Source organism: Tissierellales bacterium (assembly GCA_035301805.1).
Lineage (GTDB): Bacteria > Bacillota > Clostridia > Tissierellales > DATGTQ01 > DATGTQ01.
This window is the reverse complement of sequence record DATGTQ010000276.1, coordinates 1-13523: the sequence shown is the minus strand read 5'-3', so window position 1 is coordinate 13523 and position 13523 is coordinate 1. Positions and strand designations below refer to the sequence as shown.

At 32.0% G+C, this 13523-nt stretch carries 16 protein-coding genes; 15 read left to right on the top strand and 1 reads right to left on the bottom strand.

Going from position 1 to position 13523, the window contains the following annotated elements:
• On the top strand, positions 1-1438 hold a 1438-nt coding region (locus tag VK071_13615), incomplete at its 5' end, for a helix-turn-helix domain-containing protein (GenBank protein HLR36352.1).
• 59 nt (positions 1439-1497) lie between these two features.
• Here VK071_13615 and VK071_13610 read toward each other — a convergent pair.
• A complete protein-coding gene (locus VK071_13610) occupies positions 1498-2193 on the bottom strand; it encodes a cyclase family protein (protein ID HLR36351.1) in 696 nt (231 codons plus the stop codon).
• 217 nt (positions 2194-2410) lie between these two features.
• Between VK071_13610 and pyrC the strand changes: the two genes are divergently transcribed.
• From pyrC to VK071_13540, 14 genes are all read left to right on the top strand, one after another.
• Positions 2411-4009, top strand: coding sequence for a dihydroorotase (pyrC, locus tag VK071_13605; protein ID HLR36350.1), 1599 nt, complete (start codon positions 2411-2413; stop codon positions 4007-4009).
• Positions 4010-4065: 56 nt separating this feature from the next.
• Positions 4066-4668, top strand: coding sequence for an isochorismatase family cysteine hydrolase (locus VK071_13600; GenBank protein ID HLR36349.1), 603 nt, complete (start codon positions 4066-4068; stop codon positions 4666-4668).
• A gap of 21 nt (positions 4669-4689) precedes the next feature.
• Entirely contained in the window at positions 4690-5247 is a 558-nt protein-coding gene (locus VK071_13595; protein HLR36348.1) for a UbiX family flavin prenyltransferase, read from the top strand.
• 15 nt (positions 5248-5262) lie between these two features.
• On the top strand, positions 5263-6615 hold the full coding sequence (locus tag VK071_13590; protein ID HLR36347.1) for a UbiD family decarboxylase: 1353 nt from the start codon (positions 5263-5265) through the stop codon (positions 6613-6615).
• Between the two features lie 14 nt (positions 6616-6629).
• Positions 6630-6893 carry a BMC domain-containing protein gene (locus VK071_13585; GenBank protein HLR36346.1) on the top strand — a complete coding sequence of 88 codons (264 nt, stop codon included), beginning with the start codon at positions 6630-6632 and terminating at the stop codon, positions 6891-6893.
• 20 nt (positions 6894-6913) lie between these two features.
• The gene (locus tag VK071_13580; GenBank protein HLR36345.1) at positions 6914-7126 is read left to right on the top strand and encodes a hypothetical protein; all 213 of its coding nucleotides are present in this window, start codon (positions 6914-6916) and stop codon (positions 7124-7126) included.
• Between the two features lie 19 nt (positions 7127-7145).
• Positions 7146-7535, top strand: coding sequence for a BMC domain-containing protein (locus tag VK071_13575; protein HLR36344.1), 390 nt, complete (start codon positions 7146-7148; stop codon positions 7533-7535).
• Positions 7536-7537: 2 nt separating this feature from the next.
• Entirely contained in the window at positions 7538-7819 is a 282-nt protein-coding gene (locus VK071_13570; protein ID HLR36343.1) for a BMC domain-containing protein, read from the top strand.
• A gap of 16 nt (positions 7820-7835) precedes the next feature.
• The gene (locus VK071_13565) at positions 7836-8627 is read left to right on the top strand and encodes a flavoprotein (protein ID HLR36342.1); all 792 of its coding nucleotides are present in this window, start codon (positions 7836-7838) and stop codon (positions 8625-8627) included.
• Positions 8628-8645: 18 nt separating this feature from the next.
• Positions 8646-8930 carry a EutN/CcmL family microcompartment protein gene (locus tag VK071_13560; GenBank protein ID HLR36341.1) on the top strand — a complete coding sequence of 95 codons (285 nt, stop codon included), beginning with the start codon at positions 8646-8648 and terminating at the stop codon, positions 8928-8930.
• Positions 8931-8948: 18 nt separating this feature from the next.
• Entirely contained in the window at positions 8949-10763 is a 1815-nt protein-coding gene (gene ade, locus VK071_13555) for an adenine deaminase (GenBank protein ID HLR36340.1), read from the top strand.
• Between the two features lie 39 nt (positions 10764-10802).
• A complete protein-coding gene (locus VK071_13550; protein ID HLR36339.1) occupies positions 10803-12128 on the top strand; it encodes an NCS2 family permease in 1326 nt (441 codons plus the stop codon).
• Between the two features lie 73 nt (positions 12129-12201).
• A complete protein-coding gene (locus tag VK071_13545) occupies positions 12202-13077 on the top strand; it encodes an FAD binding domain-containing protein (protein ID HLR36338.1) in 876 nt (291 codons plus the stop codon).
• The coding region (locus tag VK071_13540) for a (2Fe-2S)-binding protein (GenBank protein HLR36337.1) at positions 13074-13523 on the top strand (450 nt) is incomplete at its 3' end. The genes VK071_13545 and VK071_13540, both read left to right, overlap by 4 nt.

Below are 13523 nucleotides of genomic sequence, written 5' to 3'. Positions count from 1 at the left end.
AAAACTTGCCGGAATTGGTATAAAGATTTATCCATACTTAGATTCCCTTTCAGAAGAGGTTATAAATTTAGCAGACTTTTTAAACTTCCCTATTATTGATATTCACTACTCTATTCCTTTATCAGACATAATGACTACAGTACATAAAGAAGTATTTAATAAACAAGCGTCACTTTTAGAAAGAATTGAAAAAGCCCATGAACAATTTATAAATGTTATGTTAAAGGGAAAGGGAGTAGAAGAAGTTGTACCTATAATCCATGAAAATATTAAAAACCCTGTGGTACTAAATTTAAATTTTACAAATGAAAGACATGAGTATTTTGGTAATATTGATAACATTACTAAAAAGGAATTATTAGAAGATGTAGAAAAATATTATAGTATTAATTCTATAAAGAGGAAGCAAAAAATATTTGCTGAAAATAAAATTTTAATCAATGGAAAATATGTAAAGAGAATGGTTATGCCAATAGTTGTGAAGGATAGTTGTTATGGTCATATAATTTCTTGGTCTACTACAACACCTTTAGGAGGGTTTGACTTATCTATTATTGAAAGCGCAAGTACTATTATAGCCTTATCAGTTCTTCAAGATTTATCAGTTAAAGAAGTAGAAATTAGATATAGATCAGAGTTTTTTGAGGATTTAATTTCTATAGATTCAAAAAGAAAAAAGAAAGCTTTAGATAGAGCTCATTTTTTTAATTTAAATCTTCATGATCATTACATAATTGAGGTTATTGACTTTAAGTTTAAAGTAGATGATAAAATAGAAGAAGATAGTCAACTTCTCGACTATATTCAAGATAATGTGAATGAAATAGTTTCTATAACAGAAGAACTAATTAAATACTATAAATTTAATGGATTAATTGCAAGTAAAATGAATGGTATCCAGGTATTATTAGGTTGTGATAGTAAAAAGCTTATGAATGATAAATTAAATAAATTTAATAAGGCTTTAGATAAAGAGCTATTAACAAAATTTGAAAATATGGAATTTAAAATAGGAGTAGGTAGATGTTATAAAGAATTAGGCAATGTAAATAAAAGCTTTGGAGATGCATTAAAGGCAGTAAGGACAGGAAGAGTATTGACTGAAAAAAATGTCATAACTTTTGATGAACTGGGAATATTTAAAATATTAAGTCAAGATTATTTAAATGAAGAATTAGAAGATTTTTATAATGAAACATTGAAGCCTTTGACAGATTATGATGAAAAAAAATCTACAGAACTTGTTAAAACATTGGAAACCTATTTTGAATATAATGGTAATTTAAAGAGAATGTCAGAAAGTTTATTTACTCATTATAATACTGTCTTATATAGAATTAATAGAATTAAAGATATAACTAATATGGATTTAGATGACCCAAACGATAGACTTAATTTAGAAATAGCTTTAAAAATAAAAGAGTTATTAATAATGTAAAATAGTTTTGTGGAATTTTAACAAAAAAGTAATAGAGAAAACTCTATTACTTTTTTTGTTTATTCTTCAATTAATGCAACTGCCCTTATAGGCGAACCAGAACCATCTCTTATTTTTAGAGGTAAGCCTATGTAGAGGAATCTCTTATTTAAAACCTTATCTAAATTGCATAAATTTTCTGTATTTGTAATATTATATTCACCACAAACTAGATGGCCAGAGAAATTTATATCGTCTGGTGTTAAATCTATAGCTGGTGCATCTACTCCAATATTTACTACTCCTTGTTCAGCTAACCATTTAGCCCCTTCATAGCTTAGACCAGTATAATCTGTCTGAAATTTGTCAGTGCCAAAGGTTCTATCATGGTGTCCAGTATACATTAAAAGGATGTCTCCTTCTTTTATTTCTTGTCCAGATTTTCTAACGGCTTCTTCTAGATCTCTTGGCTCAATATAATTTGGATATCTTACATTAGATAAATCAATACAAATAGCAGTACCCCAGAAATGCTCCAAAGGCATTTTGTCAATAGTTGGTCCACCAGGTTTAAATTCAGAAACTCCATCACTATGAGTTCCACAGTGCTCACTTAAAAGCAAGTTTCTTGCAGAAAAGCCTAATGTAGGACTTCCAGTCATCTGCATATTTTCCTCATGAGTCATATTGGTCATTATAAAAGTTTTTTGATGCATAGGGAAAACAGACATGCCTTCATATATTTCTTGAGATAAATCAATTAATTTTAAAGCCATAAATTATCCCTCCTATTTTCTTCTTATATTAAATTATATATATTTGTCATAAAAACTATATATTAATAATACACAAATAATTATCAAAGTCTTACAAAAATTTTAATGAATATTGTTAATAAGGTCAATATTTTTATAAAAAAGTAACAAGGAAGAATATATTTTTATATGCTACTATATTGAAAACGTTAGCCTTAAACTATGAAGGAGGGTTTTTATGTTTGACTTAATTATTAAGAATGCAAATATACCTCAAGGAAATGATACAGTACTTACTAATATTTTAGTAAAGGATGAAAAGATAGCAGGATTTGTAGACTCCGTTGAAGGTATGGAAGCTAGGGAGGTGCTAGATGCAGGAGGACATCTAACATTGCCAGGATGTATAGATTCTCATACTCACTTTATGTACCAAGGATTTCCTCATAGAGAAAACTTCTTAACAGGTACAGCTGCAGCTGCAGCTGGTGGAATAACTACAGTTATAGATATGCCTTGTTGTTCTGTTCCATCAGCAAGAAGTGTAGATCAATTAAAATTAAAAATTGACTTAGTTGAACCTCAAGCTTTAGTAGATTATGCTATGTGGGGTGGAGTTACAGGAGAAGATGTAAGAGAAGGATGGTTACACAATGTTCAAGAACAAGCTGATTATGGAGTTGTTGCATTTAAGGCTTATATGACACCATCTGTTCCAACTTATCCACGGGTTACAGATCCAGAAATGTATGAAGCATTTAAGGCTGTAGCTGAAACTGGACTTCCTATAGGTATCCATGCTGAAAATTATGCTATGTGTGATTATTATGTTAAAAGATTCCAAAAAGAAGGAAGAATGGATGGACCAGCTTGGGCAGAAGCAAGAATGGAATTGGCAGAAAAGGTTGCTATTGAATTAGGAATTAGTTTTGCAGAAGATAGTGGTGCAAGACTTCACATAGTTCATATGAGTACAGGAATAGGAGCTAAATTAGTAAGAGAAGCGAAAATGAGAGGATTAGATGTAACTAGTGAAACTTGTCCTCACTACTTAACATTAAATTATCAAGAAGCTATGACAAAATATGGTCCTTTGGCTAAAATTGCACCACCTTTAAGAACTAAAAAAGATAACGAAGAATTATGGGAAGGTTTAGCTAATGGAAGTGTTGACTTTATAGCAACAGACCATGCTCCTTATGAAATAGAAAGTGAAAAACATAAGAAAGGAATGAATATTTGGACTTCATTCCCTGGAATACCTGGTGTAGAAACTATGGTTCCTATATTGGTTAGTGAAGGATATAATAAGGGAAGAATATCTTTAAGTAAATTAGTTGATATATTATCAACAAATGCTGCAAAACACTATGGAATATATCCTAAGAAAGGTGCTATGCATATAGGTTCAGATGCTGACTTTACGATAATAAATCTTGATAAGAGATGGACTATAGATCCTAAGAAACAAGCTTCAATGTGTGGATACTTACCACTTGAAGGTATGGAGCTAAAAGGTAAGGTAGCTAAAACTATAGTTCGTGGACATTTAGTATATAAAGATGTAGATGAAAGTATATTAGCAGAACTATCTGATGGTGAATTACAAAAAATAGTTCATAATTATCCAGAAGGTGTAGAAGAGAGATACTCAGAAATATTTGAAGAATTCCCTAACCTATATAGTAAAGAATATGACAAGAGTTATAGAAAGAATCACCCAGAAATAATAGATGAGCATATAAAAGGTATTAGAGGAATTACAGTAAAACCAGGATTTGGAAAATTCGTGAAAAGAGAGAGTATACAAGTTTTACCTAGAGAGGTAAAATTTTAATAAATAAAAATACTTAAGCTTTAAGAATAATATATATTTTAAGGAGGATTAGATTTATGTCAAGACATGCAATTTTAGTAATAGATATGTTAAATGATTTTGCTAATGAGAAAGGTTCACTTTATTGCCCAGGAGCTGCTAGAATAACTGAAAACCTTCAAGAACTACTTAAATGGGCAAGAGGAAGAGAAGATGATGATGTACAAATAGTTCATATTCAAGAAGCTCATAGAGAAAATGATGCAGATTTTAGGGTAAGACCAGTTCATGCAGTTGCAGGAACTTGGGGTTCAGATTTTATAGAAGAACTATATCCTGAAAAAGGAGAATATATAGTACCAAAGAGAAGACATAGTGGTTTTGCCTATACAGATTTAGATCTATATTTAAGAGAAGAAAATATAGATACAGTTGTAGTTACTGGTGTATGGACAAATGTATGTGTAAGAAGTACTGCTACTGATGCATTAGCTAGAGCTTATAGAGTAATTACTTTAAGCGATGGCTGTGATTCTAAAACTGAAGAAATGCATGAATATGGCCTAAACGATTTAAGTATATTTTCAAAAGTAATGACTATTGATGAATATATAAATGCTTGGGAAGAAGGACTTGATCCATGGGAAGGCGGAGGCGACAGAGAAAATAAAGTTGAATAGAAACTGAAAGTGAGGAGAATTATGAAGGTAATAGTTGGAATATCTGGTGGTAGTGGTTCTATTTATGGAGTTTCTGTATTGAAAGCTCTTAAAGAATTAAATATAGAAACCCATTTGGTAGTTTCTACAATGGGAGCCTTTGTTACAGAACATGAATGTGGTGTTTCTTTAGATGAATTAAAAGAAATGGCTACTTTTTATCATGATAATAAAGATTTTACAGCTCCAATTGCCAGTGGCTCTTTTGATGTAGATTCTATGGTAATAGTTCCTTGCTCTATGAAGACTTTAGCTAGTGTGTCTAATGGTTTTTCTGATAATCTTCTGACTAGAGCAGCAGATGTAACTATTAAAGAGAGAAGAAATTTAATAATAGTTCCTAGAGAAACTCCTTTCAGTCCGATACATTTAGAAAATATGCTAAGACTTGCAAAATTGGGAATTACTATATTCCCAGCAAGTCCTGGCTTTTATAATCATCCTCAAACCATAGATGATATAGTTATAAATATGACAGGTAGAATATTAGATAATATGGGGATAGATAATAATCTAGTTAATAGGTGGAAAGGGTTGTAGAAAGGAGGTTATTATTTGGAAAAACAAGGCCTTAGATATACTTTAGAAAAATTAAAAAGTATGGATGAACTGTTTATATGTGAAAAAGAAGTAGATCCTAAATATGAAGTAGGTGGAGTCCTTAAGCATTTTGACAATAAAAAGCCTATTTTATTTAATCGAGTGAAAGGTAGTAATGTTTCTATAGCTGGAGGGCTTTATGGTGATAGGAAACTATTTTATGAACTAATGGGATTTACTCATGAAGATAGGTTATATAAACTCATGGATAGTGTAGCAAATCCAAAACCTTATAAAATAGTTGAAAGAGCTCCAGTAAAAGAAAATATAGTATCAACAAATATTGATTTACCAAGATTGTTTCCAATACCAACATTTCAAGAAAAAGATTCTTCTAGTTACATTACAGCAGGAGTTTTAGTTATTAAGGATCCAGAAACTGGGCAATATTATACTTCTATAAGACGTTTTCAGATTAATGGAAGAAATGAAATTAGTGCCCTTATTGCGTCTGAAAAATTAACCCAGGATTTCTTAAGACTAGAAAAAATGAACAAACCACTAGAAGTAGCAATTGTATTAGGATATGATGCATGTTTTAATTTAGCTAGTCAAGTAAGTAGTAAAACTTATGGTATAGATAAATATGCTATAGATTCTGCTTTAAGAGGCGAACCTTTAGAATTAGTTAAATGTGAAACTGTAGACTTATTGGTGCCAGCCTATAGTGAAATGGTTTTAGAAGGTAGATTAGTACCAAAAGTGAGAAAGACAGAAGGACCTTTTGGAGAGCTAATGGGCTATTATGGTGAAGCAGGTGAACATCCTATTATTGAAATAGATTCAGTAAGTTATAGGAATAATCCTATATTTCAAGTAGCATTTCCTTGTAGAGAGGAACATTTGACTAATGGTCTTACAAGAGAAATGGAACTTTATAATTATTTAAAGAGTCAGGTTGATGTAGTAGATGTAAATGTAACTGAGGGTGGTGGATATAGATTTAATGCTTTTGTTTCCATCAAAAAGAAAAATGAAGGAGATGGAAAAAATGCTATTATATCTGCTTTAGCTAGTAATAAGGATTTAAAACAAGTAGTAGTAGTAGATGATGATGTAAACATCTTTGACCTGAGAGATATTGAGTGGGCTATTACTACCAGGGCACAAGGAAGTAAAGATTTTGTAATTATAGAAGGAGGATTAGGTTCTTCATTAGAGCCATCCCATGATTTAAGAGGAGTAACTGATAAAGTTGGTATAGATGGGACTAAACCTTTAGGAGAAATTGGGGAACGTTTTGAAAGGGCTATAATTCCTGGTTATGAAGACATAGATATAAAAAAATACTTTCCTAATATTAAATAAAGAAGGTGATATTAATGAGGAAAGCTCTAGGCTTTGTAGAGACTAGAAGTTTAGTTGGAGCACTGGAAGCAGCAGATACTATGAGTAAAACTGCAAATGTAAAAGTTCATGACTTTAAATTTGTAGGTTCTGGTGTAGTATCAGTAATTGTTTCTGGAGACGTAGCAGCAGTAAAGGCAGCAGTAGAAAATGGACGAGAAAGTGCAGAGAAAATTTCAGAAATAATATCAGCCAATGTAATACCAAGACCTCATGAAGAGGTAGATAAAATATTTTAAAGTAATGGTGGTGATGTAAAATGGCAAATCCATTGGCTAGAGTGGCTATGAACAATATAGCAAATAAAACAAGAAAAAATAATTTAGTTAAGACAGAAGGAAACATTACCACAAATGAAGAAAGTTTAATAAGAAATATTATAAGTGGAGAAACAGAAATAATAGAAGAAAACAACAAGCCAAAACTTGTAACCCTTGAAGAAGTTGCAGAAAAAATTAAAGGAAACCGTTAGTTAAGAGCGGAGGTGTATTATGAATAAAGCATTAGGCCTTATAGAGAGTATAGGTTTAGCTACAGCAGTTACTGCTTTAGATGCGGCTAGTAAGGCAGCAGATGTAACCCTTATAGGCTATGAGCAAGTTATAGGTGTAGGTGGAGTAGTGGGTATAACAGTTGAAATAGCCGGAGAAGTAGCTGCAGTAAGAGCAGCAGTAGATGCAGGACTAGAAGCAGGAAATAGAGTTGGGACTATTGTATCAAGTCATGTAATACCAAGACCTCATGATGAAATTGATAAGCTTATAGAAGAATCTGCAAAAAACTTATCTAAAAAAGAAGATAATGCAAAAGATGAAAAAGCCAAAAAGAAAAATACAAAAAAGAAAAATACCAATACTAAGAAAAATAAGAAGGAGGAATAAGAATGAGTCAAGCATTAGGTTTAGTGGAAACTAAAGGATTAGTAGGTTCTGTGGAGGCTGCTGATGCTATGGTTAAGGCAGCAAATGTAACTTTTATAGGTTATGAAAAAATAGGATTTGGATTAGTTACTGTAATGGTTAGAGGGGATGTAGGTGCTGTAAAGGCTGCAGTAGATGCAGGAGCAGAAGCAGCAAGGGCTGTAGGAGAACTTCACTCAGTACATGTAATACCAAGACCTCATTCAGAAGTAGAAAGAGTTATCCTAAAAGACTATGAGAAATAAATTTGGAGTGTTTTAAATGGATAGACAAGACTTAACTAAAAGTATTTTACAAAATGTCTCATCTACCTTGAAGCAAGGAAGTGAAACTATTTCTTCAATGGAAGGAAATATTTCTATGAAAGGTCATAAGGAAGACGTTTTAATACTTTTAACTGGCTCCGATTGGAGACTTAAGGAAAAGTTAGGTGAACTGAGTAAATTAAAAAAGCATGGGATTTCTATATATATTTGCTTATCTTTTGCAGCCGAAAAAATATTAAATTTAAATCAAATTAATAATATTTTAAATCCTGTAGAATTTTATAGGGAGGAAGATTTATTTGATTTAGATTCTATTGTTTCAAAGCACTCAAGGCTTATACTTCCTAATATTACTGTAAATACGCTTTCCAAAATTTCTTTGGGAATATTAGATACAGTAATACCTAATATAGTATGGGATTTTCTAGCTTTAGGAGAAACTGTATATATAGATTTTAATACAGTAAGAAAGCATAAAGGCATGGATATAAAGAATAAAGCGATGAAAAACACTATAGAAAACTATGTTGGAAAAGTGAAAAGTATGGGTGTTATAGATATTAGTGAGGAAAGTTACATTAGTCAAATAGTTAATGAGGATTTTAATAAAACTATTGATAAATCTTTAGGGAACAAAATAGAAGGAGAGAAAAAAGTGATTGTAGAAAAGGATATAGTAAAATTACAATCAAATAACACTCAGTTTTTAGTTCCTAAAAACTCAATTATCACTCCACTAGCTAAAGATAAGGCTAGAGAGTTAAATATTAAAATTATTAAAGAATAAAAAGGAGGGGCTTTAAATATGTATCTTGGAAAAGTAATAGGAACAGTAGTTGCAACAAGAAAAGATGAAAATCTTACAGGAAGTAAATTAATGATAACTCAGCCTCTCAGCATAGATTCAAAACCAATAGGAGAACCTTTAATTGCAGTAGATACAGTAGGTGCTGGTATAGGCGAATTAGTCATATTTGCCAAAGGCACTGCTGCTCGAATTGCAGCTAGAAAGATGGATTCTCCTATTGATGTATCCATAGTAGGTATAGTTGATGAGATAGATATTCACAAAGAACTTATTAAAGAATAATAGAAAGGGGGCTTATTGGTGGGTAATCCTTTAAATTATAAAAAAGCTATAGATTATAGAAAACTTATAGATGCCCTTATGAGTGGAAAAGAATTTGCTGATACAGTTTTATATCAAGGAGAAGTAATAAATGTACTTACAAAAGAAATATATACAGCAGATATTGCTATTAAAGATAAATACATTTTATTAGTAGGGGATTGTAGTGATTTAATAGGTCCTGATACTTTAGTTATTGATGTTAGAGGGAAATATTTGTCACCAGGCTTTATGGATTCTCATATGCATTTTGAAAGTAGTATGCTTACTATAACAGAATTTTCAAGGTTGTCTATTCCATCAGGTACTACAACACTAATAGCAGATCCTCATGAAATAGGAAATGCTTTAGGACCAGTTGGTATGAAGGCCATGGCTGATGAAATAGAAAATGTTCCTAATCATGTTTATTTAGTAGTTCCAGCATTGACTCCAGATTGTCCTGATTTGGAGACCGCTGGATATGATACAAATTCAAAGGATATGGAAGATTTATTAAATTATAAAAATATTATAGGTATTGGTGAGTTACAAGGCTTTAGTAATGTAAAGCATGTATATAAAAACACACCAGAAATTGTATCTGATTTAGTGGCATCTACTGTTTATGCTAAAACTAATGGTATGGTAGTAGATGGTAATGCACCAGAGCTATTTGGGAAAGAATTAGCTGCTCATATTATTTCTGCTGCAGGAGAAGCTTCCTGTCATGAAACTACGACTAAAGAAGAAGCTATGGAAAAACTAAGACAAGGTATATATATGTTTATGAGAGAAGGTTCTACTCAAAGAAATATGGGAGAATGTATTAGAGCTGTAACTGAAGAAGGTTTCGATTCAAGAAGATGCATATTAGCAACAGATGATATGGTGGCAGCTGACTTAGAAACATTAGGACATATGAATGAAATAGTAAAAAGAACTATTAAAGAAGGTGTAGACCCAGTAGAAGCAATTCAAATGGTAACTATTAATCCAGCTACATATTTTGGATTTAAAGACTTAGGAGTATTGGCACCAAGTAAATTGGCAGATATAGTAGTTATAGATGATTTAGAAGAAATGACTGTAGAAGGAGTATTTGTAGAAGGTAATCTTGTGGCTTCAAAAGGAGAACTATTAATAGATATACCAGAATATTCTTATCCGAATACAGTAAAGGAATCTGTAAAAATAGATCCTATAGAAGAAAAGGATTTAGAGATTTATGCTAACTCATATACTGCAAGGGTAAGGGCTCTTGAAGTAATACCAGATCAAAATCTAACAGGGACTTTAGAAGATACATTAAGAGTTTCTAATGGTCAAGTACTTCCAGATACTTCTAAAGATTTATTGCAAATTGGATGTATAGAAAGGTATGGAAGAACAGGTAATATTGGAAAAGCTTTTGTAAAAGGTTTTGGTTTAAGAGAAGGGGCTTTTGCAGAAAGTGTTGCTCATGATACTCATAATATAATGGTAGTTGGTACAAATATTAAGGATATGACTTTGGCAGTAAACAAAGTTATTGAAATAGGGGGAGGTCTGGCAATTGCCAATAGAGGAAGAATATTGTCAGAGCTAAGGTTGCCAGTAGGTGGGCTTATAACGGATGAATTAACAGGACATGAAGTAAGTGAAAAGATAAAGGAAATGGAAAGTATAGTAATAGATCAATTAGGGTGTAGAATACATGCGCCATTTATGCATTTATCTTTCTTATCTTTATCTACTAGTCCTGTATGGAAAATAACAGACAAAGGATTAATTGATGTTAACAATTTTAAAGTACTTTCTCCAGTAATTGAATAACTTTGTTTCATATAATTCAATTAAAAAAGGGGGATTTAAATGTCAAGTAAAACGGAAGTTGAACATGGGTTTTTAGAAAAAAGATTTGAGCTAGAAGAACATGGAACTGATGTTAAGACAGAAGTATTAGCAGGTATTACTACTTTTATGACTATGGCTTATATTTTAGCGGTAAATCCACTTATTCTTGCAGATGCAGGAATGGATGTTGGGGGAGTCTTTACTGCTACAGCCTTATCTGCTGTTATAGCTACATTAGTAATGGCTTTCTATGCCAATTATCCTTTTGGACTAGCTCCTGGCATGGGACTTAACGCTTTTTTTGCCTATACAGTAGTCTTAGGCATGGGATATTCTTGGCAATTTGCATTAACTGCAGTACTTATAGAAGGAATTATTTTTATAGTACTTTCCTTTTTTAAAGTTAGAGAGGCTATATTTGATTGTATACCAATAAATTTAAAACATGCAGTTTCAGTAGGTATTGGGTTGTTTATAGCGTTAATTGGACTATCTAATGTAGGTTTAGTAGTACAAGGGGAAGGGGTAATATTAGACTTAGGAAATCTTAAGTCGCCTGAAGTATTATTAGCCTTAATAGGTCTTATTATTATGGGAGTTTTACTAGCAAAGAAAGTCAAAGGTGCATTACTTATAGGTATACTTGCTACTACTATTATAGGAATACCCATGGGAGTTACTCAGCTTCCAGAGGCGGGAGGAATAATAAGTTTACCGCCATCTTTAAAACATGTAGCTTTCCAATTTGAGTGGGGACATATTTTTACTTTAGACATGGTTGTAGTTGTATTTACTTTCCTGTTTGTGGATATATTTGATACTATTGGGACATTGACAGGAGTTGCTTCAAAGGCAAATATGCTTGATGAAGAAGGGAAACTTCCTAGAGTAAGTGAGGCATTAATGTCAGATGCAGTAGGTACATTATCTGGTGCATGTTTAGGAACCAGTACTGTAACTACTTTTGTGGAAAGTGCTTCTGGTGTAGCAGAGGGAGGAAGAACAGGGCTTACTGCTTTAACTACAGCTGGTATGTTTGCAATATCTTTATTCTTTGCGCCATTATTCATTATGGTACCTAGCTCCGCTACTGCTCCAGCTTTAATATTAGTAGGTCTCTTTATGATGAGTCCTATTAAAGAAGTTGATCTAGATGATTTTACAGAGGCAATACCAGCATTTTTAACTATATTAATGATGCCAATGGCTTATAGTATAGCTGAAGGTATAGTATTTGGAATAGTATCTTATGTAATATTAAAGACATTAACAGGTAAATGGAAAGAAGTATCTCCAGTAACCTATATTTTAGCATTAATATTTATATTAAAAGAATTTTTATAAAACTTAAACCGCCTTCCCTAGGGAAGGCGGTATTTCTAAAGTATGGCCTAATAATAGACAGGAGGACTAGTTTATGGCTTTTAATAAGGTTTTTAAAGGAGAAACAGTTGATGAGGTACTAGATTTATTGGATAAATATAATGATAAGGGAGAAATAATTGCTGGAGGAACAGATATTGTTGTGGCTATGAGAAATGAGAAAAAGTCTCCTAATGTGCTTATAGATATTTCCAATATAGAAGAACTTTCTTATATAAAAGAAGATGAAGATTTTATTGAAATAGGGGGAGCAACTACTTTTACTCAAATAGTAGAAAGTCCAATATTTGAGAAAGGTCTAAAGGGATTTAAAAAGGCTTGTAGATCAGTAGGTTCCCCTCAAATAAGAAATAAAGGTACTATTGGAGGAAATATTATAAATGCTTCTGCTGCTGCCGATTCTATTCCACCTTTAATAGCCCTTAATAGTGTTATTACCTTAAGTAATAAAAAGGGTAGCAGGGAATTAAAATTAGAAGATTATTTTAAAAACTGGACTAAGGAAAAAATTAAAGATAATGAATTATTAACTAGTATAAGATTTAAGAGGCCTGAGGCCAATGAAGTACTTACTTTTGAAAAACTAGGTCTTAGAAAGGCCCTAGCAATATCCAGATTAAGTATTAGTATTTTTCTATCCTTAGGTGAAAATGAAACTATTAAAGATATAAGGATAGCCAGTGGAGCCTTAGGGAAATATCCTATAAAGGAAGTGGCTGTAGAAGAATATATAATAGGAAAGAAAATAAATGAATTTAAACCAGAGGATTCTACTCCAATACTTCAAGAAGAAATGTACAAAAGACTAGGTGGAAGGGCTTCTTTTCCTTATAAATCGGAGGCAGTAAAAGGACCTTATTTGAGAGCCTTAAAGGATGCCTTAAACTATTTTGATGAGGTGGTATTATGATAAATATAAACCTTAAAATAAATGACAAAGAATATAACTTAGATATTAAAGAGGAATTAAGACTATTAGATCTTCTAAGGGAAGAGTTAAAATTAACTGGAGTTAAAGAAGGTTGTGGAGAAGGAGAGTGTGGAGCTTGTACAGTTATTATGGATGGAGAGACTGTAAACTCTTGTATGGTTATGGCTTTTCAAGCTGATGGTAGTGAAATTTTAACTATTGAAGGCTTAGGTAATGAAGATAATCTTCACCCTATACAAAAAGCTTTCATAGAAGTAGGTGCAGTTCAATGTGGATACTGTACTCCTGGAATGATTTTGTCTGTGAAAAGTCTGTTGGATAAAAATCCTCATCCATCTAGAAATGAAATAAGAGAAGGAATTTCTGGAAACCTTTGCAGGTGTACAGGCTATAATAAAATAGTTGATGCTGCAGAATTGGCTATT

Coding starts and splice junctions, on each gene's coding strand:
- VK071_13610 (HLR36351.1), bottom strand. CDS start 2,193: ATGGCTTTAAAATTAATTGATTTATCTCAAGAAATATATGAAGGCATG.
- pyrC (HLR36350.1), top strand. CDS start 2,411: ATGTTTGACTTAATTATTAAGAATGCAAATATACCTCAAGGAAATGAT.
- VK071_13600 (HLR36349.1), top strand. CDS start 4,066: ATGTCAAGACATGCAATTTTAGTAATAGATATGTTAAATGATTTTGCT.
- VK071_13595 (HLR36348.1), top strand. CDS start 4,690: ATGAAGGTAATAGTTGGAATATCTGGTGGTAGTGGTTCTATTTATGGA.
- VK071_13585 (HLR36346.1), top strand. CDS start 6,630: ATGAGGAAAGCTCTAGGCTTTGTAGAGACTAGAAGTTTAGTTGGAGCA.
- VK071_13580 (HLR36345.1), top strand. CDS start 6,914: ATGGCAAATCCATTGGCTAGAGTGGCTATGAACAATATAGCAAATAAA.
- VK071_13575 (HLR36344.1), top strand. CDS start 7,146: ATGAATAAAGCATTAGGCCTTATAGAGAGTATAGGTTTAGCTACAGCA.
- VK071_13570 (HLR36343.1), top strand. CDS start 7,538: ATGAGTCAAGCATTAGGTTTAGTGGAAACTAAAGGATTAGTAGGTTCT.
- VK071_13565 (HLR36342.1), top strand. CDS start 7,836: ATGGATAGACAAGACTTAACTAAAAGTATTTTACAAAATGTCTCATCT.
- VK071_13560 (HLR36341.1), top strand. CDS start 8,646: ATGTATCTTGGAAAAGTAATAGGAACAGTAGTTGCAACAAGAAAAGAT.
- VK071_13550 (HLR36339.1), top strand. CDS start 10,803: ATGTCAAGTAAAACGGAAGTTGAACATGGGTTTTTAGAAAAAAGATTT.
- VK071_13545 (HLR36338.1), top strand. CDS start 12,202: ATGGCTTTTAATAAGGTTTTTAAAGGAGAAACAGTTGATGAGGTACTA.